The following is a 23070-nucleotide window of genomic DNA, read 5'->3' on the forward strand; positions in this document are numbered from 1 at the left end:
GGATGAACAGACTTCGTATATATTGGAAAATAATGATGCTTTCATTTGGAGTCGTTCTTTTTTCTCTTTTGATCGGCGGTCTTTTTCTGTTTGGTAGCGCCACCCGATTCAAGGAAGAAGAACTCAAACAGCGGCTTACGATTACGGCTCAGACGGTTGCGAACCTGCCGGACGTAGTGGAAAGAATTGATGATCCGAATGCTTCTGCCGTGATTGCACCTATGGCGGACAAAATTCGGATATTAAACGATGCGGCTTATATCGTCGTGCTCGATATGAACCGCAAACGGTTGTCTCATCCACTTTCGGAGCGAATCGGCGGAACGTTTCAGACTCGGGATGATGATGCCGCTTTTGCTGAACATATGTATGTCTCCAAAGTGCGCAGCGAAGCAGGCATCGGTTTGCGTTCCTTTGTGCCGATTATGAATGCTTCCTCGGAGCAGGTGGGCGTCGTCGTGGCGGGCGGCCTGCTGCCAAGCGTGACGGAGATTATCCGTCAGGAGGAACAATCTATCGTCATGACTTCGTTGCTTTCGCTGATGTTTGGTGTGATTGGCTCCGCATTGCTGGCCCGTCATATTAAGCTCCAGATGTTCAATCTGGAGCCGCGGGAGATTGCGAGAATGTTTCGTGAGCGAAGCGCAGCCTTTCAAGCGATGCACGAGGGCGTCATTGCCATTGACCGCAACTGCATCATTACGATTTTCAACGAACGGGCCAAACAAATTTTCGATGTGCACCGTGATGTAGCGGGATTGCCGATCCGTGAGGTCATCCCGGATACCCGTTTGCCCGAAGTACTTGATTCAAGCGTCGCAATTCTGAGCCATGAGCTAAAAATTGGAGGAACCATTATTTGGAGTAACCGAATTCCCATTCGCGAACAGGGAGTTACTCTAGGGGCAATCGCCATATTTCAGGACAAGACCGAGGTGACGAGAATGGCCGAGGAGCTCACAGGTGTCAAAGAGTTTGTTCATGCGCTTCGTGCACAAAATCATGAGCATATGAACAAGATGCATACCGTCGCTGGCTTGCTCCAGCTTGGGCAGCAGAATGAGGCTTTGAGCTATCTGTTCGAGGTGACCGAACAACAGGAGGAGATTACACGCTTCCTTCAACAGCATTTCGATGATGACGGAGTTGCAGGCCTACTATTGGGTAAAATTAGCCGTAGTAAAGAGCTTGGCATTGATATTAGGATTGATCCTAACAGCAGAATGAATCAGTTTCCCCGGCTGATTGACCGACATGATTTTGTTCTGTTACTCGGAAATTTAATTGAGAATGCCTTTGATGCACTGATGGATACAGAAGTCGGCTGCAAGGAGATTTATGTCAGCATCCAGCAGGATGACGAATATATGTCTATATTGGTTGAGGATAATGGCTGTGGAATGTCGGAGACAACGAAGAAACGAATGCTTGAACGCGGATTTACGACCAAGAACGGAGAGAGCCGTGGCATGGGGCTGCATTTACTGAGCGGGATTGTCACCAAGGGGAATGGTCGCCTGACATGCGAGTCTTCACTTGGTTTGGGAACCTCGATAGAGATTCTATTTCCTTTGAGGGGGAGAGGGAGCGACGATGAGTAAACCTATTAAATCACTTTTTCGTGTGCTGCTGGTCGAGGATGATCCGATGGTACAAGAGGTGAATCGGCTTTTTATCGAACAGGTTGGCGGATTTCAGGTCGTAGGTCTGGCTTCCAATGGGCTTAGGGGGTTGGAACTGATCGAGGAGCTAAAGCCTGATCTGGTTTTTCTTGACGTGTTCATGCCATCGCTGGGCGGGATAACGACCTTGCAGTGCATCCGTTCCATGGCATTGCCTGTAGATGTAGTTGTTGTGACCGCCGCGAAGGATACGGAGACGATCCGCGAAATGATGCGAAACGGAGCGTTCGATTATATCATGAAGCCGTTCAAGGTAGAGCGTATCCACCATACGCTGGAGCGTTACCGGGTACAGCAGGCTGGATTATGGGCGGAAGAAGTAGGAACCCAGGAAGAGCTGGACCTCATTATGCAAAATAGAGAAGCTGCTAAGGAAGCGGTAGTCCCCATTCCAGTGTACGAGGTATGGGCGATGTCTTACGATGAGCTGCCAAAGGGCTTGAATGCTGCCACCTTGAAGCAGGTGCTTGCGGTCATGGAGCAGCATGGCGGCAAGCTGTCTGCTGAAGAAACCGCGGAGGGAGTAGGGATTGCCCGTGTAACGGCAAGAAGATACCTGGATTATCTGGAGAAAAGAGGGATCGTGCGCCTTGTTGTGCATTATGGCGGTGTGGGTCGTCCCGTTAATCGGTATGAGCTGCTGCGTGACCAGAATGACTATAAGTAACAATATGGACAAAAGCTTCCCAACGTTTTCGTGAAAGCGGCAACATGTAAAAGCAGAGGGAACTACATAAAGCTCGTTCATTCCAAAGTAAACTTCGGTGAGGTCGCATCAACCCTCAGCCGCGCAGGGGGAGACATTACTTCCATTGATGTTATTCGTCCTGGACAGGATTCGTCCGTTCGGGATATCACCGTCGACATCGTTGAAATAGCAGAGGCTTTGCTCATCGAATCACTCAAGTCGTTAGCAGGCCTTCAACTCATTAACGTTTCTGACCGCACGTTTCTTGCGCACCTTGGAGGTGAAATATCCATACAGCCTAATTTTCCGATCAAAAATCGGGATGATCTGTCGCTATTACCCATTTTTTTGCTTACTATTACAAGTAATGGCATAACTATACCATACCTTACCATGATCATCATTCTACCGAAATTATGTACATGCGAAATTCTCGACTGGATTGACTGGGAAGCTGGATCAACAGAGAAACGGGAGGCTATCTGCGTGTATGTACGGAAGGACGTAACTGGTTTGAAACAGATTTTCCAAACTGGATGAAGGAAGATCCACTGGAGTACAAGGCCGAGAAACGCGGTGAAGAGCATGGTTCGTACATTATTGGAGGATTGGAGACAGGACGTGTATACCGGGGGCATTTTAATGTCGTCAACAACGGTGTGATTTCCAATCTGCCGAACGATGCGATCATTGAAGCGCCGGGATATGTAGATCGTAACGGCATTTCCATGCCTCATGTGGGTGAACTGCCGCTCGGTCCTGCGGCTGTCGCAATGTTAGCATTTCCGTGCAGCGTTTGGCGGTTGAAGCTGCCGTGTATGGGGACGACAAGCTGTTGCGGCAGGCGTTTATGATGGACCCGCTGGTGGGTGCGGTGTGCAATTCGAAGGAAATCTGGCAAATGGTCGATGAAATGCTGGTAGCGCAGGAGGCATGGTTGCTGCAATATGGAGCAGCGATTGTCGAGGCCCGCGAACGCCTGGCTGCTGGCAACCTGATCCCGACAGGATAGAATGTGCTTGAATAACTTGGTAGCGCTGAATGATAAGTTACGGAAAAATTTTCCTCATATTTATTAATTTTTATGGAATATTACGGAATTTTGATGTTTCCCTCTACTGAGAAAAGGGAGGGAATATTTATTTTAATTGAGTATAATGGAAAAAAAGAATGCAGTTCTACTGTGGAGGGTCATCATGAGCAAAAAGTTAATTTTAGATGTAGATACTGGCATTGACGACGCGCTTGCCATTGCGTACGCGGTCCATTCGCCGGAATTGGAGCTACTTGGCATCACAACTACCTTTGGCAACATCTCGGTTGAAGAAGCGACACGCAACTCGCTGATCTTGTTGGAAAAGCTCGGTGCAGATGCTCCGGTCGTATCCGGCGCACAAAAACCGTATGCCCGTGAACTGTTCAAGCCGTATTCCCGGCATATCCACGGCGAGGACGGGATTGGCAACCAGTTGAAGGACTCGCCTTCCCGACAGGCTGCATCGGGTGATGCGGCTGATTTTATCATTGGACAGGCTCGTCGTTATGAAGGCAAGCTTACCCTTGTTGCGGTGGGACCACTGACGAACCTTGCGATTGCACTGGATCGTTGTCCCGAACTGCCGCAATTGCTTGACCGTCTGATCATTATGGGCGGCGCGGTCACGGTCAGAGGCAACGTAACCCCGACCGCTGAAGCGAATATATATGCCGATCCTGAAGCCGCAGCTTGTGTGTTGGGAGCGGGTTTTCCGCTCACGTTGGTTGGGCTGGACGTGACTATGCAAACGCTGCTTCCTCAGCATGAAGTGGACAAATGGCGTGAGCAAGGGACCGAGTTGGGCACGTTTATGGCAGATATGACGGACTTTTATATGGAAGCCTATCGAAATTTTAGACCTGGTATCGCAGGCTGTGCTTTGCATGATCCGTTGGCCGTAGGGCTGGCGATTGATTCCAGCTTTGTGGAGACGCGTCCGATGCACATTGCCGTCGAGCTGGGGGATTCCGCCGAGGTTGGTCGCACCCGTGAAGTACCGGGCAAGGATCATGCTCATTCGCAGACAAGTATTGACGTGGCACTTGAGGTGGATGCGGAGCGGTTTTTGCGTCATTTTCTGAGCCGAGTGGTATAAAAAAATAATTCAAAAAATTGCCGATGGCTCTGCATCGGCAATTTTTTGTATGCATGTATGCATGTAGGCTGCGCACTCATAAACCACAAAGGAGGAGATTCATTGTGGTTTATGCTGCTCAACGACTGCCTTTGCTGGAACACATGTACAATCATGCCCCGACAGGGATAGCCATCCTTAGCGCATCACGGCTATTTTTAGGTTCAAGTGGAATGGTACGCACGGTGTTTCTTTTTTTCTGTAATAAATCCCCAAAGAAATGATTGACAAACTGTTCTAACTGTATTATTAATAGTAGTACAGTTAGAACAGTTAAGAGGATGCAGATGAACCTGATCAAGTCTTGAAAGGAGGAAGCCCATGTTCGAGCTGGATATCCGCAGCCGCAAGCCGATCTACGAACAGCTAATAGACAAGGTAAAGGAAATGATCGTATACGGATCGCTTCAGTCGGATGAGCAATTGCCTTCTGTTCGGGTTTTATCCGCTCAGCTTACGGTAAACCCCAATACGATTCAGAAGGCGTATCGAGAGCTGGAACGCGAAGGATACATCTATTCCGTCCAAGGCAAGGGCAGCTTTGTCACCCCTGCCGAGCATCAGCCGCAGCAAATGAAGCGGGATGAGATTCGGGCGGCGCTGTTGAAGCAGATGATCGAAGCTGTCCATTTCGGTTTTACGCTGCAAGAAGTGAACGCCTTATACATGGAAGCTACGCAATTGAAGGAAAGGGGGATGTCCCTTGATTGAATTAAGGGAAGTCACAAAAACATTTACAGAAGAAAAGGCTGTCGATCAGCTCGCCCTTACGGTGAAGAAAGGCTCTATTTTTGGACTTTTGGGCTCCAACGGAGCAGGTAAAACGACACTGCTCAAAATTATCGCCGGGATTTACCGACCGGATACTGGCAAGGTGCTAATCGGTGGGCAGCCGGTGTATGAGCAGCCGGAAGTCAAGCAGCACATTCTGTTTATGACGGATACCCCCTATTTTTTTCCGCAAGCGACGATTCGCCAGATGGCCCGGTTTTACCGCTCCATTTATCCGAGCTGGAGTGAGGAACGCTACATACAGCTAACCGACATTTTCAAGCTTGATCCAAAGCGTAAACTTCACCGTTTTTCCAAGGGGATGAAGCGTCAGGCCGCTTTTTTGCTTGCTTTGAGTTGCATGCCTGAGCTGCTGATTTTGGATGAACCGATTGACGGACTGGACCCGGTAATGCGACGAATGATCAAAAATTTGCTGTTCCAGGAAACCGCCGCACGTGAGATGACTGTCGTAATTTCATCCCATAATTTGCGTGAAATTGAAGACATGTGTGATCATGTCGGTATTATGCATCAGGGACGTATGTTGTTGGAAAAAGAGGTTGACGACCTCAAGTCCGATACGCATAAGGTGCAGGTTGCCTTTCGTGATAGCACGCATGAGGAAGTCGTCTGCGGACAACTTTCGGTTGTACATAAGGAGCGCAGAGGCAGTGTTCTGCTGCTTATTATTCGGGGGGAACGAGAGCGGATTACAGAGACGATTCAGGCGTATGAGCCGCATGTGTTCGATTTGCTGCCGTTGACGCTGGAGGAAATTTTCATTTATGAAATGGAGGACGCAGGTTATGACATCCAACCGATTCTTCTGTAGCGGCGGCGTGATTCTCCAAAGCCTGAGACAGCATGCCTGGATCGGTCTGTTGTACTTGGCGGGATTATTGTTTACGCTGCCGCTGCCGTTATTTATGAGCATCGGAGACGAACGGGTGCCCGAGGTTTTGAGAAACTTGTTCGATTATACAAGCGCAAACACCGGATTACACAATCTTTTTCTATTGAACGTGCCGGTGCTGGCCGGTGTGATGTTGATTCGTTTTATTCAGCGGCAGGGGCCATCTGATTTGTATCACAGTCTGCCATTACGCAGGGAACATCTGCTAACGGCACATTTGATCAGTGGTCTTATCCTCTTGCTCGTACCCGTGTGGCTCACGGCGGGAGTGACGGCTTGGGTTAATGCCGCGAATGATCTGCCTTATATTTTTCATATGAATGATATTGGCTCATGGGCACTGGTCATCTCGGTTCTTACAATTTTTCTGTTCGCCTTTACCGTGTTTGTAGGTATTTGTGTCGGACAATCGCTGCTGCAATCCGTTGTAGTGTATGCTTTGCTTTTATTGCCCTTTTTTCTGTCTTCCATGATTATCGATTTTCTGGGGCACAATCTATATGGCTACTCTCAAATTAGTGGAACCATTGTTCAAAATAGTAATGGCGTGGGGTTGCGTAGTAGCAATAATATTTGGCATAGTTTATCGCCGTTCGTCCGCATTATGGATTTTACGAGTAGCGCGTTTTCATATGTGGAGTTGCTTATTTATATTGGTGTTTCCTTGCTGTTTGTGATTTTAAGCTATGTGTTATATCGCAAACGGCTGGTAGAGAAGGCAACGCAGGCAATGGCCTTTACTTTCTTCCAACCCCTTTTTAAGGCAGGAGTCATGTTATGTGCCATGCTGATGATAGGAGAATATTTTTATAGCGCAGGGAGGCAGGGTAAAGACTGGTCGATCTTCGGTTATGTGCTCGGAGCTATTTTAGGTTATATCGTTGTGGAGATGGTAATCCGCAAGACGTGGCAAATCGTACGTGTTCGTGCTTTGCTGGAGTTGGTCGCATACGGTGCAGTATTGGGTCTGGCAATGTACATCCCCACGTCTAGTTGGATAGGCTACGAGGAACGGATTCCAGCCGCGCATTCAGTGGAGCAAGTTTATGCCGGGCCCAATTTGTATCTGGATGGGGAATCAACACGGAAAAATCTCTATTTTTCGCAAGATAAAGCTTTTATCGCCGCTGTGCTGAATTTACAGCGTGAGCTTGTGAGAGCCCATTCAGCTGGCGAGACGTCCGGGTCCAATAAAGAACCACAACAAATGATATCCATTGTGTATTGTTTGGATGATGGTTCCATTATGACTCGTAGCTATACATTTCCTGAGCAGCCTTTCCGGGCAACGCTGGCGAAAGTCATGGTATCGGAGCCGTACAAAACAGTAAGTTACTCGCTGGATAAGCTGTATGGCAAAGCGGAGACGATCAGCATTCAATCGGCAGATGATAATGAACGGCGAATAGTTCTGACTGATCCGAAAGATATTCGTGAAATGGAGACTATATTGAAAGAAGAAGTTTTGGGCATGAGTTATAGCGAAATGCAGTCAGGCTCTTATAAGTTGGGGGATATTGATATTCTTAACAAAACTTCCTCTATTTTAGGAGAAGAACCAGAGTGGACTCGCAGCGTTTCCTATAATTGGCGCTTATCCTTTCACAAGTTGAATGGGTGGCTGGAGCACAAAGGATATGCTGACAGGGTAATCATTACGGCAAAAGATATTATGTCTGTGCGGGCTGTTCCAATGGTTTCTCAAGAGAAGAAGCCCTATCAGCCTGGTAAGAATATTGAAGCCGTAAATTTGTTTAAGATATTGCAGCAGAAGTATAAAGCCGCTGCAATTGAAGATCCGAAACTCTGGAATACTGTGCTGGAAAAGCGAAATTCTTATAACTACACTCCAGAAGTGGAGAGAGGCACGTATCTGTTCCAGGTCAAAATCAAGTCGATCAGTGGTTCCGGATTTCACACGCTCTACTACTTATTAGATCCAAAAGACATAACATCTGAGCTTGCGAAGGCTCTACCAGCAGCTCCTTAAAACGGCACAGAACAGCAGGCAAGGGCTCCCCGATTAGATAAATAATATCAGCCCCATTCACTTCCATTTGAAGATAACGGATTCGATCTTGTGCTGAACAAGCATGAGGCATTTTCACCTGTGGAAGTGCCGCGTATATTGCATACGGGCGGTCGTTCTTGACCCAACAGGTGGGGGCATGGATGGTGTGAGATTAACGACCGTTTGGAAGCGCCTTATAGCGAGTATGCGGACGGGTCCCTTTCTCAAGCGGTTACAGGTCTGAAAGGCAACTAAAGACGATGGAATGGCAGATTGCTGACTTTCACCAGAGAGATATACAGAACAGTTGTATAGTCTACATCTGGACATTCAACGTGATGGGTATTGGGACGTGAAGCCGCACGGTTTTTGATCCAGGCAAGAGCGATATAGAATTGCTGAATTCAATACCAAAAAGGCCTTCCTCTAGGGAAGGCCTTTTTGAGCATACTTCTTTATGGTAAAAACAAAATCAAAAGCCATGCGGCGGTTGGCAGTGAAATACCGGAAGGACATTTTTACCATCTCCTCGTATACTAATGTTTACCATAATTGTACAATGAAAAAGCAGTGGCTTAAAGGCTCATTTCATTTAAATGCTATAGGGGGATGTACATGTCTGATCCAAAGGAAGTTATAACCGAGCCGGAAAAAGGCGCCTCCATGCGGCTAGCGTGGTTTTGGTCGTGGCTGGGCGGTACATTTATGTTTGGATTGTTTTCAGTCATGTTTAATGTATTTTGGAGTATGGCTGTGGCATCTAACGTACAGCTTCTGCTGAGGCGCGAAGGTGTGACGGATACAGCGGTCATTGTGATGATGATTTTGTACGCCTGGATCGTGGGTCTGTTTTTTGCGGCTTACGGTATCTGGAGTGCGCGTATTTCCAGTCTGCGCAAGCTTCCGCTCATGCTGACCGGGCTGTTATCATTATTATGCGGTCTGGGTTTATGGATTGTGGGCTTACAAGGCTCTGGCGGCCAACCAGCCGAAGTGTGGGGCAACTCGTGGCAGCTGTTTTCAATCTATCATGCGTGGGCGGAGCCTGTGCTGGAGGTATTAGAGCCGTATACACAGCATGGTGAAATCTGGTTTCTGCTGACTGCACTGCTGCCAGTCGCCGGAATGATAGTGGGAGTTGGGGTGGATCGTTATCCGGCGGTGACAGGAAAGAACGGAATGGTGGATCGTAGATGGCAATGGGTCGTGGCCGCTATGTCTGCCGCGCTCGTCATTGTGCTGACCATTACACTAATGCTGCCTCATCGTCCATTGATCGCAGAACGGGATTTTCCAGTGGTCGACGGGGCTACAGCGGCGATTCCGTTCGCACAGGATATGCTGCATGAGCTGACCGGAATGAGCAAGGCGCGTGCGGCGCACGAATTGAGATTCAACACAACGCATCAGGCGTATGTAAATCTGATCGACAAGAAGGCAGATCTTATTCTGGTGGCTGGACCATCCGATGGGGAACTGCAACTTGCAAAAAGTCAGGGAGTGACAATGAAGCTTACTCTCATTGGGCGGGATGCGTTTATTTTTCTCGTTCACATGGACAATCCGGTTCATACGCTGTCTTCACAGCAGATTCGTCGTATTTATGAAGGCTCCATTCATAATTGGAGTGAAGTGGGAGGCAAGGATCAGCCGATTGTAGCCTATCAGCGGGAAGAAAATTCGGGAAGTCAGACCTATATGCAAAAGAAAGTGATGGCAGACCATGAGATGGCCGAGCCGCCCCGGGAGCGCACGATGGGCATCATGGGTGGTATGATTAATGCAGTCGCCGATTTTAACAAGGATCACAATGCGCTCGGGTATTCGTTTTATCATTTTGCCAATGTGATCAATAAGAGGCAAAAGGTTAAATTTTTGTCCATTGACGGAGTAGTGCCCAACAAGGAGCATATCCGTTCGCAACAGTATCCGTTCACCGCTCAATTGTTCGTGGTCACACGGGAAGGAGAGAAATCCAGCCCTTCGGTTCAACGGTTGCTCCAGTGGCTGCAAAGCGAAGATGGCAAACGGATCATTGAAAAAGGCGGTCTTGTTCCTGTAAATCCGTAGACGAGATTTTCCATACAGTCGAGTTAGGGTTTCCATCCGTCAAGAGTGAAACGAAGACAGCAGGGTAATACATAGGATATACCTTGTTGCGATTACATACCCAAGCAGCATTGTACTAACACAGTAAGGGGATGAACGAAAATGAAGAAAAAATTACCGGCATGGGCGCTTTTGCTCGCTGTATCCATCATGACAGCAGGTTGTGGAGCAGGTGCAACCCAAGCAGGACAGACTGGACAGAAAGAGCAGAACGGGCAAACCGTTCAAGATGGGCAAAAGGGTTCTGTTTCCGCGCAACCGGGTGCTTCGGGAGCCGCTGTAAATACACCTGGACAGCAGACCGCTTCTGACGGGGAAAATGGCACAACTGGCGGCACAGGCACTGTATCGGGGGCAGGTGGACAAGCGTCCACAGATGCGAATGCGGCGAAGGTTCGCATGGACGATGTTACCGCGCTGCGCCTGATTGACGGTAAATCCGGCTGGATCGGCGGGAAGGGCTGGATTGCCCGGACAGACGCAGGTACATCCAGTTCAGCCGGAGCGGCATGGGATGTGCAATATCAGGGTCAAGGGACAGTGCAGCAAATTTTTGCCTTGAATGGGCAGCAGGCATGGGCCGTCATGGCAGACAGCGGTACGCTGCTGGCGACTCAGGATGGGGGCAAGCGCTGGGAAAGTACCGGGACGGTGCCGAATCAAGGACAAGCGGGCTTTTTACACTTTGTATCGTCCAAGGAAGGATTCAGCGGAAACCAATATACGAAGGACGGCGGCCAAACCTGGTCCGCGCTTCCCGTACCTGATCACACCGTTGGACAACCATACTATCATGATCAGCAAAATGGTTGGGTGGTAACGCAAAGCACAGAGGGCTCGTTCCGTATCTTACACACAACGAATGGCGGTCAGAAGTGGACCACCGTTCTGTCACGGACCACCGAAGCGCCTCTGAACGGTGTAATCATTCGTTCGGTAGAACGCAGAAACGCATGGATTGAGCTGGTTGGGGATACGGGTATGAATCAGACTTCATATTCGCTCTGGCATACCGCCGATAGCGGCCAAAGCTGGCGTGCTGTGCTGGCCAATGCCACCGCTGGTGCCGGTCCCGCTCCGGGCATTAGCCAGCAAGACAATCAGGTTCCCAAGAACGAAGGAGGGGCACCGGGTATGCTCTATGCCGTAAATAGCAGTACCGCATTGATGGGCGGCTACTGCGCACCGTGCGACAAGCCCAATACCATCGGCTGGACGAATGACGGAGGCAAGACGTGGAACAACGGCAAGCAGAGCTTTGACGGCTATGGCGGCCAGCAAATCGGGATGGCCAATGCCAAGGAAGGCTGGGCTATTTTTTCGGATTCAGAGAAGGCCCCGGTTATGTATACCACCTCGGATGGTGGACAGCATTGGACGCAGAGCCATGTCTTTGACAAGCCTGCGGCATCAGGTTCCTAGCAGATAAGTCGTGAGTATAAAGTAAAGGGAGAGAACATATGAGCCAACCGAGGAAAAGTGCAATCTTATGGGCTGCTGGCCGTGAGGTGCCACTCATCGGACAGGGCACATGGCATATGGGTGAAAAAGCTTCGCTTGATGATCATCTGGATTACGGATTATCCGTCGTATTCATCGGCTTCAATCCCAGCTTGAAATCAGGCGAAGTGGGGCATCATTATGCGAACCCGCGCAACCGTTTTTGGCGCATACTGGAGGGAGCGGGGTTGACCCCTCGCTTGTACGATCCATCGGAGGATGGGGAGCTGCTCAAGCTTGGCTACGGATTTACGAACATTGTTTCCCGGCCCACGCGGGGAGTGGAGGATATTGCGCGCGAAGAATACGCCGAAGGACGTCTGAAGCTACATGCCAAGCTAAAGGAATACCGTCCCAAGGTAGCCTGCTTTGTCGGCAAAGGTGTATACACCGAATACAGTAAAAAATCCAAAGCAGATTGGGGATTCCAGCCCGAACCGCAGATCCCCGAGATGTATGAATTTGTAGCTCCTTCATCCAGCGGACTGGTTCGCATGTCACTGGAAGAGATCACAGATATTTACCGCCGTCTCCAGACGTTTCTAACAGCAGAATTCATCTGATATGCAGCGAGAATAATGGATTCAGCTAGAAGAAAAAGAACCACACAGTTCATGCCCCGAGGGGAAGAACGTGTGGTTCTTTGAGCTACCGCAGACTCTATTTTAAGGGGTTTGCCTGCCACGCCTGATCTACCGGAACGTAAGGATATCCCAGATCACGGGCTACCGCCTCGTAGGTGATATGACCGTTCAGGACATTTGTACCGCTGAGCAGAGGTTTGCTTCTGCGAAGGGCCTCCTGCACGCCCTGATCCGCAAGCTGGAGGGCGAAGGGAAGCGTCGCATTCGTCAGAGCAAGCGTCGAGGTCTGCGGCACTGCGCCAGGCATGTTCGCTACGGCGTAGTGAATGACGCCATGCTTCACATAAGTCGGCTGATCGTGTGTCGTAATGTGGTCGATCGTCTCGACAATACCTCCCTGGTCGATGGCGACATCCACGATCACAGAGCCAGGCTGCATCGTCTGCACCATGGCCTCGGTTACGAGACGAGGAGCTTTGGCTCCGGTGACCAGGACAGCACCGATCAGCAAATCACTCTGCGCTACGGCTTCGGCAATGTTGGAAGGTGTGGATACCAGCGTATGGAGCTGATTGCCGAAAATATCGTCCAGCTGGCGCAGCCGATGCAGGCTCAGGTCGATCAGCGTCACATCCGCGCCGAGACCGATGGCGACCTTGGCAGCATTCGTGCCGACGACCCCGCCGCCAATAATGGTCACTTTGCCGCGCTTGACTCCCGGCACGCCTGCCAGTAGAATGCCTTTGCCGCCCTTCGGTTTTTCCAACAATTGTGCACCGATTTGCACAGCCATTCGACCTGCGACCTCGCTCATCGGGGTAAGCAGCGGAAGGCTTCCCCCGACATCTATGGTTTCATAGGAGATGGCAGTTACGCCATTGTCCGTCAGAGCCCGTGCCAGTGCCGGCTCGGCAGCCAGATGGAGATAGGTGAGCAAAATCAATCCTTGCCGAAAATATCCGTATTCTGCCGATAACGGCTCCTTCACCTTAATAATCAGATCCGCCTGAGACCACACATCCGCTGCGTGCTGTACAATCGTTGCACCCGCCGTGGCATAATCTCCATCCGTAAAGCCACTTTCAACCCCTGCATGACTTTCTACCAACACGTGATGTCCGTGCTGGATCATCTGAGCTGCACCGGCAGGTGTCAAGGAGACACGATTTTCATTGTTTTTAATCTCTTTCGGAATTCCAATGTTCATTTTGTTCACCTCTCCTGAAAATAATGGTTATCCAACGGCAAATCATTGTTCTTCAGGGCAGCTACGCTGCTGTGTTAGTATTCGTTGATCATGAATCCAACGGCAAATCGTTGTTCTTCAGGTCAGCTACGCTGCTTTGTTGCAATGTTGCTATTTACTGCACCCAACGGATCCAAAAATTGCATTATCATTTTTGTGCAGCCCTGCCAATTAGTTAAATGGACTTAAGTCGATAAATGGAATTCATGTTAGATTAGGTACAGTTTACAAGTGGAAAAGCTCCTTGACATCATACATTTTGTCGGATTATCTAGCTTCAAGGCTCGACTTTTTGATGAATAGGTGTTATATAAAATGACACAAAGACATATCCATAAGGAGAATTCCGATGAACGGTAAAAAAACCTTTACCATTGCGGATGTGCTGGAACGTCCGGTATTTCGGTGGGCTAAGCTGGCGGCCGGGGAGCAGGGCACGAGTCACCGGGTCGGCTGGGTCCATGTGCTGGAAATTACAAACGTAACCCCCTTTGTGAGTCGTCATGACCTGATTTTGACGACCGGCCTGTGGCTAACAAGGGAGGGGGAGGAACGCGCTGAGTATATGGAGCAGCTGATCCGTTCCGAAGCCGCAGGACTGTGCGTGGAGTTGGGTACGAGCATCCATGAGATTCCACCGGAAATTCTGGAGCTGGCGGAACGGCATCATTTTCCGGTCATCGTATTTGAACAGCCGGTACGCTTTGTTGAAATCACGCAAGATATTCATTCCCTGCTTATTAACCGCCACCACGAACTACTGAAAGATCTGGAGCGCTTCTCGCGCCAGCTTCAGCAGGAGACGTTGCGCAGCACGGATATGAGTGCTCTTTTACGGGTACTTCATGATTATGCTGCCCGGCAGGTCATCTACATGTCTTCCATTGATACCAATCGGTTCGTGCCTTCCATCCAGCCTGATGTGGCTGACCGCATTGCGAATTTTTATACCAATGAGGTGGAATCCAGCATGACGTCTGACTGGGAGGGCCACTTGCTGTTTCATCTCAATGAATCCACCGCCGTCTTGTTTCAGCCGGTTGTCTGCTTCGGGCAGGTGTTTTCCGCTGTAGGTCTGGTGTTGCATGGTGAAACGCCGACAGAAGAACTCTCGCTGCTGCTTGATTACACAGCCAAGGCAGCTGCTACGCTGGTGCTGAGAACTCAGTACCTTGAAGACCGATTGTTACGCAACCAGAATGAACTGATTCAGGATGTGCTGAACGGACAGCTTCCTAGCGAAGAACAGGCTCAGACTCGGATGGGGCTGCGTCTGCTGTCCAAGGGACAGTATTTATTTTGGGCCGGGGTTATTGAGGTGGAGCATCAGGATAAGGAAGCCAGTCAGGAGCGCAAGGAGTCTATTAACCAGGATATTTTGGTACTGCTCCGTTCTTTGCTGAAAAAGGAGACGCTACACAACCTGCTCATGATGAAGGGGAACCAGTGCTACATTCTTTGCGCCAAGGAGGAATTGACCCTGCGTTCCGCGGCGCAAATGAAGAAAGTACTTGCCCATACCGTACAATATATTCAGAACTATGCCGCGGGGCAGCTTGACAAAGTGCGCATTCATGCAGGTTTCGGCAAAATGAGGTATCGGATGACCGGAGCAGGCCGTAGCTTTGAAGAGGCTTATCAGGTTATTGAAGTGGCGCGAAGTGTTTCGGCCATGAGAGATCGACTTTTTTACGACAGTATCGGAATCTATCAATTGTTGAAAGCCGTGCCGCTCACTCCCTTTTTACAAGAGTTTGTACAGGACCATTTGGGCGGGCTGATTGCGCATGACCGTGAGCACCATATGCAGCTTCTGAATACGTTGGATGCTTATTTTCAATGTCATGGTTCCAAACGCTACACTGCCGGAATCCTGTACATTCACAGGCAAACGCTCTACAATCGGTTGGACAAAATTAACGAGATCATAGGAGGAAATCTGGCAGACCCGGATAAACGTCGTTGTCTGGAGATGGCATTGCTGGCTCACCGGATGCTACAGGCCGAAAAATGATCCTAAATGACTACTTCTATTTTTTCATTCTACTTATTTACAATGTGTATTAACACTGAGATAATAGAAGAGATAACGGTAATATCTTGAAAGGGGATTAATATGAATATAAAAAAATGGATTGCCGTCCCTCTTATTCTGTTAATGGTAGCTTTGACGGGTTGCCAGGCAGTAGGAGGATTTGATGTAAGTAAAAATCTTTTGGGCACACTTGATGTGAAATCCCAGCAGTCAACGGAGAAGATATCTCTTAAATTGACTCCAAAAGAAGGCATTACGCAAGGAGATCAGGAAATTGTTAATTTAATCAATTCCATTTCGGTCACTGTGGATGAAGCCAAGGTACAATCGGAGGAACTCGCTTCCGCCAAGGGTACATTGCACATCGACAAATATAATTTGCCGTTTGAAATTGCTTTGGACCGCCAAGGTGCGGCTATTCAACTGGAAGGTGCCAAAAAACCTTATTACATATCTTTGAACTCGCAGGAGAGTTTGAGCGGTCTGCCTGCCGGATTTGATCCTTATGCATACTCCAAAGATGTAAGAGATCTGACGAAAACAGCCGCAGCACTTGTACTCAAGCATGCTCCTAACCCTTCGGCCCTCTCTGCAACGTCTGTAACCGAAGAAGTTTATGGTGAGAAAGACAAAGTGAAGCTGACTCGTTTGCATGCTGAACTTCGTGGCGATGAGCTGGTTACATTGGCGAAACCGTTCCTGACCAATCTGGCCAAGGACGAGACAGGCTTGAAAGAACTGATCGGGCAAGTGATTGATTTTACTAAAAATATCGCTTCCGGCATGAATGTTGAAGGTGCTAATCAAGTCACAAGCGAACTCAACATGAACAAGGAAAAACTGGTCAATAAGGCTTATACTGAGGTTAAAAAGTATTTGGATCTGGCCGTTGCTCAGTATGATGTAGGCGTAAGCACTTTATATGCACAGTCTCCTGAAATTAAAACGGTTCTGAGTTCCAACACGGTTCTAAAAACCGATATGTATTTTGATGAAAAAGGAAATGTTCGTAAATCACTGTCAGACCTGACGGTTGCTTTGCCAGAAGTAGATAGTCTTCCAGTGAAGTCTTTCTCGATTGTTACAGAAACTCAATCCTGGAACGTAAATGGTAGTGTAACAGCCGACAAGGTAGATATCTCTAATGGTGTGATCGACCTGAATAAACAAGCGGAACTTACGCCGGGAGCGACACTTCGCAATTTTGAAGCAAACTCTCCGATCTATAATATTTTAAAAAATGATTTGAAAATTACAAAAGTAGAAACAACCTTCGATCCTAAGGACGATTATTATGTGCTGGTGAATCGTAAAGGTACTGCTTTCATTCCACTGCGTGATCTGGCAGTTGAACTGAGTTCCGAATTAAAATGGAATGCAGCAGCTAAACAAATTACAGTTGTGGATGATATTACAGGTAAGACCCTCAAGCTGAAAAGCGGCTCCAAACAGGTTGCACTGGAAGGAAGCACATTAACGCTGACACAAGCACCATATACGGATAAATATGGTACGTTGTATGTTCCTTTCAAATCGGTTGCCGAGGCGCTTGGTGCCACAGTAACCCGTAACAGTGCTGGTGAGTATGAGCTGAAACGCGACTAAGAAATACATTTAACATACCTGTCTCCAATTTGCATTGCTAGTGCATGGAGTGATTCAGGTATGGACAGGAACCGGTCCGATCAGGAGCCGGTTCTTTTGTTGTACTTTTTTACGGGCCGATACAGCTTGGGTTTGCGTTATAATGGAGTTATGGAATTTTTAATGAAGGAGGGCCTGTCATGGCTATGTACCCGTCCTGGTCCTATTCACAATCGAGGGCCCAAACGTTCGATGAATGCCTACGCAAATACTATTATCATTATTACGGCTCGCATAACGGCTGGAACCCTACACAGGGCAGTGAAGAGCAGGTTACGTTGTATCGGCTCAAGCAGTTGAGCAACTTATATATGTTATTCGGGAATATTACGCATCAAATGTGTGAATCGGTCATACGTGGTTGGATGGAAAAAGGCGCTGTTCCACGTCCGGCGTACCTGGAGACAGCGATGAAGAACATGCTGAATGACAGCTACAAGGAATCGCTGCAACAACGTGAGCTATGGCAGCAGGACCCCAAAAATCGCATCATGCTCGCTGAAATTTATTATGATGACGAAGTGCTGCCGGAACGAATTGCCCGGATCAAGGAGCGACAGTATACGGTAGTGCACAATCTGTACCGTACTGCCGTTTGGCGTGAGTTGCAGCAGGATGAGGCCCGAATCGTCGAGGTGGAAAAATGGGATACGATGCTGCTTCACGAGACGAAGGTCTATGTCAAAATGGATTTGCTCTACCGTAGAGGTAACGGAGACATGGTTATTGTAGATTGGAAAACAGGCAAGGAAGGCGACTTCTCCGACCAACTATTCTTGTATGCTTCCTATGTGCAGGAGCACTATCAGCTTCCGCTGGATAAGATCGAGGTGCGTGTGGAGTATCTAATGACGGGAGAACATGAGGTGTACCGTCCCACGCAGGAGGATATCGACAAGGTTGTTACCCATGTCGGGCGATATATCGAGGAGATGAAGTCCTGTCTCGATGACGATTACTATAACAGACCGAAATCCGAGTCCTTTTTCACGCCGATGCCATCACGCAGAGCGTGCGGAGGCTGTAATTTTCGGGAGGTGTGCAAATACCGAGCGGTGTAAGGTGGGCGTTAAAGATTCTTATGGATAGAGCGCATACTCTTCTTGGAAGGAATTGATATCATGAAAAACTTGTTACAGTTTGATGGGATATCTGTCATTCTTCTATTTATTGAAACCGCTCTCTAATTTACCGAGGAAGATGCGGCTCTCAGTGAGGCAGAGCTGCGTTTGGCACTATCCGAAGGATATGCAACCCCTCTCGCAAGCGCTCATTCATGAAGTCAATCGGCGTTTGGAGACGAATATGGAGGCCGGGGACGTATATACGATTGGCGGCTGGATGCTTTCAGGGCATTTTGATATCCGACAGGGAGAGAGGATGACTGTAGGTTTATGGGAGTTTACCGTACTGGAAAAAAACAGTCACCAAATAGACACAATTGAAGCAATCAAAAAAACAGCAAGTGAACAGTGAAATGACAATAATTATAAATAATGGAATGGTTGAGTGCCTTCAAATCAATGGTTTAATAGGTGAAGAATGACCTGTAAAACAAGCAGCAGTGCGGTTCGTCCATTTTTTTGATGCACGCTGATGTCTGATATATGTTATTTTGGCTGTTAAGGTAGAGGGCCTAAAGTCTCTCTATCTTTATGCTCATAAATACGGTTTTCTGTGAAAAATACTACTAGAATTGTAGCAATTATATGGTAAAATGGAATCAAATTCGAGTTTTTTGGGGTGGGCTACATTACATGAAAATGTCACTAGGTACGAAAATGGTTGCTGCATTTGTCGCTATTTCTGCAATAACCTATGGAACAAGCGCTTTTTTTATTTTTGTGCTCAAGGACTGGTTTGTTCAAGGTACACAGGAATGGCTATATATCTCAATCATTCTGTTAATGGGCGTTCTGTGGAGTGGCATTTTGGGGTGGTTGATCTCCAAACTTCTCACACGTCCGATTGTTAGACTGGCAAAGGCGGCAGAGGAAGCTTCGGCAGGGAATCTGTCGGTTGTCATTCCGGATCGTCGTTCAGATGACGAAATCAAGGTGCTCTATGATGCATTCCGGCTCATGATGCTGAATATCAAAGATATGTTTAACGAGATATCGTACAGCTCAAGAGCGACTTCGCAAAACGCGGAAAACCTTAGTTCGGCTATTGTACAGGCTACGGCACAGATTGAGTCCATGTCTTCGGTGGTGGAGGATATTTTGGAAGGCGTAGAGCAGCAAAAGCATGCGTCTGCCCAATCTATTGAAACAGCGGATCGAATGTTGGGCGATTTTAAAATGATGCGCAGCAAATCAGGCCATATGCTGGCACTGTCAGGCCACATGGAGCATTCGGTCGATTTGACGCAGACGGTATTTTCATCCCTGATGGAGGGAATGGGGGAGCTGACTGCTTCGCATAGTCGTTCGCAGCAGGTGATTGCACGACTGGAAAAGGAAGCTTCACAAATTGAAGCGATTACAAGCACCGTCAAGGGTATCGCGGAACAAACTCATTTGCTGGCGCTGAACGCCTCCATTGAAGCCGCACGTGCCGGAGAAGAAGGTAACGGATTTGCCGTAGTTGCTCACCAGATTCGCGCATTGGCTTCACAAAGTACGGAATCGGTGCAGCAAATCAATGCCATCGTTAGCCGTGTGCAGTCGCAAATTGTGGAAACGGTACAATTAATGCACCAGCAAACATCACTGGTCAGCGCTGAGGCGGAACGGACAAGCTCGGTGGATCAGACGTTGAGTCGTTTGAACTCCATTGTGCGTGAATTTGTTGAAGGTATTCGCTTAATGGAAGAAGCTGTGACGGAGCAGACGAATCGGGTAGATCAAACCTTCGAGCAGATCAATCGTATTCAGCAAATGTCAGGGGCCTTCTCGGAAGGTGCGCACAAGATTTATACCGCCGCTCATGAGGAAACGGCTATTATGCAGGAAATTTCGGCTTCTTCCGAGGACTTGAAAGTGCTTACGAACAAGCTCATGATGAAAACACGTGGAATGCAGTTGTAGAAGGCAACCTATCATAAAAGTAAGTGTAGCCGCAATACACCGGAAAACGAAGCAAAATGGTTCTCCGGTGTATTGCGGCTATTTTCTAATTTCAAAAAACTCACATTGTTTTCTGGGATGGTAGGCCAAATCACTGACACTGGATTGCACGACTATGGTTTGATCGTCAAAACGGATAATGACTCCGCCCGAACCAATCAACTGGTCATCCTGAAATATGCGGACACGAAGATGACGTTCCAACGCCTCGGTGAAGTCCTGATCTGTGATCAAACGGCGATTAATGGGCATGAGAAGTCTCCTTTGAAAATGATATCTTTTATCATAACACATTTGTTTTTCTGGTATAAAATAGGATTCAGAAAACGAGACAAAGGGCTGTACTAGGGCTTATTTTATGTACTTTACTACTTTGGCTGACTCGGGGTCTGATTCGGTCGCATAAGTCGTTAAGCGAGGGTATTCACTGGTTTCTGATTGCCATGCTTATTCTGTCAGAGGTGACTCTGAATATTTGGTATGTGACGAAGCTGCTTTCGTTTCCTCTGCGTACTTGGGTGTACGCTCCAGCATGACCACTTTGGCACCTTGCTCTGCAAACCGAATTGCGCGGCCTTGCCGATGCCTGAATCTCCACCACTAACCACCGCTATCTTTCCTTGCAATCTCTGCTCTGCCATTGACTCCTCCTCCTCATCCGTCATAAGCTAACCTGACTCGTTATTCCAATACCTCTGATTGCTGATGGTGAAATAGTATGTACTGCATTTCCGTCTGTAAGTCTGCATTTCACGGATTTTGCGAAGTATGGTAACATAGGCGAACCAGCAGGAGCATATATCGAAGAAGACGGGGAACGGAGGTGGATTCAATTGAGCTATAACGGTAATGACGGGACACAACGAACAGAATCTATAGCCCTGACCGGAAAAATAAAGCCGTGGGCGCTGAGCGGCCCCAGTATTCAAATAGATCCGTTGTTTCCCTATTACGCCAACCGTTCGCGGGACAGTATAGCCGATGAAATCGCACTTGCAGGCTACCAGACCGTTCATTATTTTGTTGTGCGTGAAAATGAAGTGGATGGAGCGCTCGTTGCGGCCTTTCAACGCAGGGAAATCGCGGTATGGGCGATGGTGCTTGGCAATGGTTCCTTTGGCGTATCACAGTTGCCGCCAGAGTGGAAGGGATGGCGTATGGAGCTGCTGCGCGAACCGAATGACGGGTTTCAGCGGCTTTCGCATTTTGCACAGGAGTATGTGGATTGGAAAAAGAAAGCCGCTGCCCGGCTGGTCACCGACATTCCGTTCGACGGGTTCGAGGTGGCGGAGCCTTATTTTCCCGAATGGAACGGGCTGCGCAGTGGAGTGTACGGGGATATCGGGCCGCATGCCCGACGGGCCTTCCGTGAGCGCAGCGGCGAGGACATTCCGGATTTCCGCGACAAGCATGCGCGGAATTACTACCGGAAGGTCCCTGAGCTGTACGCGCAGTGGGTCGATCTGCGCGTGGACGCCGTGAACGCGCTGATCGGCGAGCTGGTGAACGGCGCAGGCGGCGTGCGTGATGTCCGGCCGGACATCTGCGTGGCGACGTGGTCGCTGGCTGTGAACGGACGCGGCGATGTGCCCGGCCAGCTACGGGAATGGCAGGGTCTGGACGCGGTAGCGATGATCGGGTGCGTAGCCCCGGATATGCATGTGCTCCAGACCCATTGGCCGGATTGGATGCGCCGCCGCCTGCCGCCGCATTATATTGACGGCTACGCCCGCATAACGCAGGCGGTACGCGCCGCTTATCCGAATCTGCCCCTTGGGGTGCAGGCGGATATCGGTTCACTCGCGCGTATGGTTCGGGACCGCGAATGGACCCGGCAGTTCGGGGCTGCCGCTCTGAAGGGCGGTTATGACGCTTGGACCGCCTACGAATACCATTTGGGTGGCTATATGTACGATGAGCCGCCCATCCCGCTCCGTGCAGAAAGGTCGAACTCAGATGAGGTGGTCGTTTCTTTCAGCAAGCGGATTGCCGTGCCGTCTGTGAATGAGCTGCGTGTCTGGAGCCGGGAGAGTTTGGCTGGTGCAACGGGCGATCTGATTCGCACAGGCAGGAACGATTCGCTGAGACCATTAGAGCTTGTGGACGCAGCGGCAGACGGTAATCGTCTACTGCTACGTATACGTAATTTGCCGCCGAGGGCGCTCAGCCTGAGATTTGAAGGGGTACAGGATACACCGGAGCTAGGGCTGCTCAAGGGAAGGAAGGCACATCACAATCTGCCGGAGCACGAAGTGCAAGTTCCTTAATATTTGGGTTTGGCAGCACAGTCCTTGCTCCATAGCCGGTTTTATCAGCTTGCTACTCCGTCTACTCACAGCTTTTACGCCGAGCGCATCAATAACGGCGAGCAGTTCAATATTCATATGGCTTTAAAGCTGTCCCGGTCAGAGGGAGTGGAGGAAGTGCTGTCGCTGCCTTAGGAGATGGAAGGTATTCGTTCGGTAGAAACCAAATTCAATTAGACGGCTTATACTGTTCATACAGTATCTCTTTCAGTGCTTCTTTTGTCGAACGCTGACAGGCCCTTGTAACAGTGAAAAAGCTTTAAAAATAATAATTGAAAACGCTCTCTTTTGTGTATATACTCTTACTACATCACAGAGGCAGCAGCCAAATAAACATTA

Annotated in this window: 18 protein-coding genes and 3 pseudogenes; 18 read left to right on the plus strand and 3 right to left on the minus strand. The window is 48.9% G+C overall.

All coding sequences use genetic code 11. From position 1 onward, the window contains the following. Positions 1 to 2 precede the first annotated feature (2 nt). The 11 genes and pseudogenes from ACWGOO_RS07760 to ACWGOO_RS07810 all read left to right on the plus strand — a co-directional run bounded on the left by ACWGOO_RS07760 (position 3) and on the right by ACWGOO_RS07810 (position 12411). Positions 3 to 1601 carry an ATP-binding protein gene (locus tag ACWGOO_RS07760; protein WP_452482215.1) on the plus strand — a complete coding sequence of 533 codons (1599 nt, stop codon included), beginning with the start codon at positions 3 to 5 and terminating at the stop codon, positions 1599 to 1601. Beyond that, a complete protein-coding gene (locus tag ACWGOO_RS07765) occupies positions 1594 to 2349 on the plus strand; it encodes a response regulator (RefSeq protein WP_452482217.1) in 756 nt (251 codons plus the stop codon). Before ACWGOO_RS07760 ends, ACWGOO_RS07765 begins: the two co-directional genes overlap by 8 nt. Before the next feature lie 66 nt (positions 2350 to 2415). Further along, positions 2416 to 2703, plus strand: a pseudogene (locus tag ACWGOO_RS07770) (NAD-dependent malic enzyme); the annotation flags it as partial. A gap of 93 nt (positions 2704 to 2796) precedes the next feature. Next, a pseudogene (locus tag ACWGOO_RS07775) lies at positions 2797 to 3376 on the plus strand (family 4 glycosyl hydrolase); the annotation flags it as partial. Positions 3377 to 3566: 190 nt separating this feature from the next. Next, positions 3567 to 4502 (plus strand): nucleoside hydrolase, encoded by a 936-nt coding sequence (locus ACWGOO_RS07780; protein ID WP_452482218.1) that lies wholly within the window; start codon positions 3567 to 3569, stop codon positions 4500 to 4502. Positions 4503 to 4862: 360 nt separating this feature from the next. After that, on the plus strand, positions 4863 to 5252 hold the full coding sequence (locus tag ACWGOO_RS07785; RefSeq protein WP_452482220.1) for a GntR family transcriptional regulator: 390 nt from the start codon (positions 4863 to 4865) through the stop codon (positions 5250 to 5252). Further along, positions 5245 to 6147: an ABC transporter ATP-binding protein gene (locus tag ACWGOO_RS07790; protein WP_452482222.1), complete on the plus strand. Its 903-nt coding sequence runs from the start codon at positions 5245 to 5247 to the stop codon at positions 6145 to 6147. Before ACWGOO_RS07785 ends, ACWGOO_RS07790 begins: the two co-directional genes overlap by 8 nt. Beyond that, on the plus strand, positions 6122 to 8218 hold the full coding sequence (locus ACWGOO_RS07795) for a multidrug ABC transporter permease (RefSeq protein WP_452482224.1): 2097 nt from the start codon (positions 6122 to 6124) through the stop codon (positions 8216 to 8218). Before ACWGOO_RS07790 ends, ACWGOO_RS07795 begins: the two co-directional genes overlap by 26 nt. A 636-nt stretch (positions 8219 to 8854) precedes the next feature. Next, complete coding sequence (locus ACWGOO_RS07800) at positions 8855 to 10309, plus strand: PstS family phosphate ABC transporter substrate-binding protein (RefSeq protein ID WP_452482226.1); 1455 nt, start codon at positions 8855 to 8857, stop codon at positions 10307 to 10309. Positions 10310 to 10450: 141 nt separating this feature from the next. After that, the gene (locus tag ACWGOO_RS07805) at positions 10451 to 11770 is read left to right on the plus strand and encodes a hypothetical protein (RefSeq protein WP_452482228.1); all 1320 of its coding nucleotides are present in this window, start codon (positions 10451 to 10453) and stop codon (positions 11768 to 11770) included. A 116-nt stretch (positions 11771 to 11886) separates the two neighbouring features. Further along, positions 11887 to 12411, plus strand: coding sequence for a mismatch-specific DNA-glycosylase (locus tag ACWGOO_RS07810; RefSeq protein ID WP_452482495.1), 525 nt, complete (start codon positions 11887 to 11889; stop codon positions 12409 to 12411). A gap of 97 nt (positions 12412 to 12508) precedes the next feature. Here the strand turns inward: ACWGOO_RS07810 and ald are convergent, their stop codons facing one another. Then, positions 12509 to 13639 carry an alanine dehydrogenase gene (gene ald, locus ACWGOO_RS07815; RefSeq protein ID WP_452482230.1) on the minus strand — a complete coding sequence of 377 codons (1131 nt, stop codon included), beginning with the start codon at positions 13637 to 13639 and terminating at the stop codon, positions 12509 to 12511. Positions 13640 to 14027: 388 nt separating this feature from the next. On the opposite strand from ald, the gene ACWGOO_RS07820 reads away from it, so the two are divergent. From ACWGOO_RS07820 to ACWGOO_RS07840, 5 genes are all read left to right on the plus strand, one after another. Then, positions 14028 to 15692: a PucR family transcriptional regulator gene (locus ACWGOO_RS07820; protein ID WP_452482232.1), complete on the plus strand. Its 1665-nt coding sequence runs from the start codon at positions 14028 to 14030 to the stop codon at positions 15690 to 15692. A 102-nt stretch (positions 15693 to 15794) separates the two neighbouring features. Next, positions 15795 to 17318, plus strand: coding sequence for a copper amine oxidase N-terminal domain-containing protein (locus ACWGOO_RS07825; protein WP_452482234.1), 1524 nt, complete (start codon positions 15795 to 15797; stop codon positions 17316 to 17318). 179 nt (positions 17319 to 17497) lie between these two features. Next, the gene (locus ACWGOO_RS07830) at positions 17498 to 18418 is read left to right on the plus strand and encodes a PD-(D/E)XK nuclease family protein (RefSeq protein WP_452482236.1); all 921 of its coding nucleotides are present in this window, start codon (positions 17498 to 17500) and stop codon (positions 18416 to 18418) included. 151 nt (positions 18419 to 18569) lie between these two features. Then, a complete protein-coding gene (locus ACWGOO_RS07835) occupies positions 18570 to 18833 on the plus strand; it encodes a transporter associated domain-containing protein (RefSeq protein ID WP_452482238.1) in 264 nt (87 codons plus the stop codon). 281 nt (positions 18834 to 19114) lie between these two features. Beyond that, complete coding sequence (locus ACWGOO_RS07840) at positions 19115 to 20386, plus strand: methyl-accepting chemotaxis protein (RefSeq protein ID WP_452482240.1); 1272 nt, start codon at positions 19115 to 19117, stop codon at positions 20384 to 20386. A gap of 78 nt (positions 20387 to 20464) precedes the next feature. Here the strand turns inward: ACWGOO_RS07840 and ACWGOO_RS07845 are convergent, their stop codons facing one another. After that, positions 20465 to 20677, minus strand: coding sequence for a hypothetical protein (locus ACWGOO_RS07845; RefSeq protein WP_452482242.1), 213 nt, complete (start codon positions 20675 to 20677; stop codon positions 20465 to 20467). Between the two features lie 240 nt (positions 20678 to 20917). Beyond that, positions 20918 to 21066: pseudogene (locus ACWGOO_RS07850) on the minus strand (SDR family NAD(P)-dependent oxidoreductase); the annotation flags it as partial. Positions 21067 to 21258: 192 nt separating this feature from the next. On the opposite strand from ACWGOO_RS07850, the gene ACWGOO_RS07855 reads away from it, so the two are divergent. Beyond that, entirely contained in the window at positions 21259 to 22692 is a 1434-nt protein-coding gene (locus ACWGOO_RS07855; protein ID WP_452482244.1) for an N-acyl-D-glucosamine 2-epimerase, read from the plus strand. Positions 22693 to 22695: 3 nt separating this feature from the next. Continuing rightward, the gene (locus tag ACWGOO_RS07860) at positions 22696 to 22866 is read left to right on the plus strand and encodes a hypothetical protein (RefSeq protein WP_452482246.1); all 171 of its coding nucleotides are present in this window, start codon (positions 22696 to 22698) and stop codon (positions 22864 to 22866) included. Positions 22867 to 23070 lie beyond the last annotated feature (204 nt).

The organism is Paenibacillus sp. NPDC055715 (genome assembly GCF_053617595.1).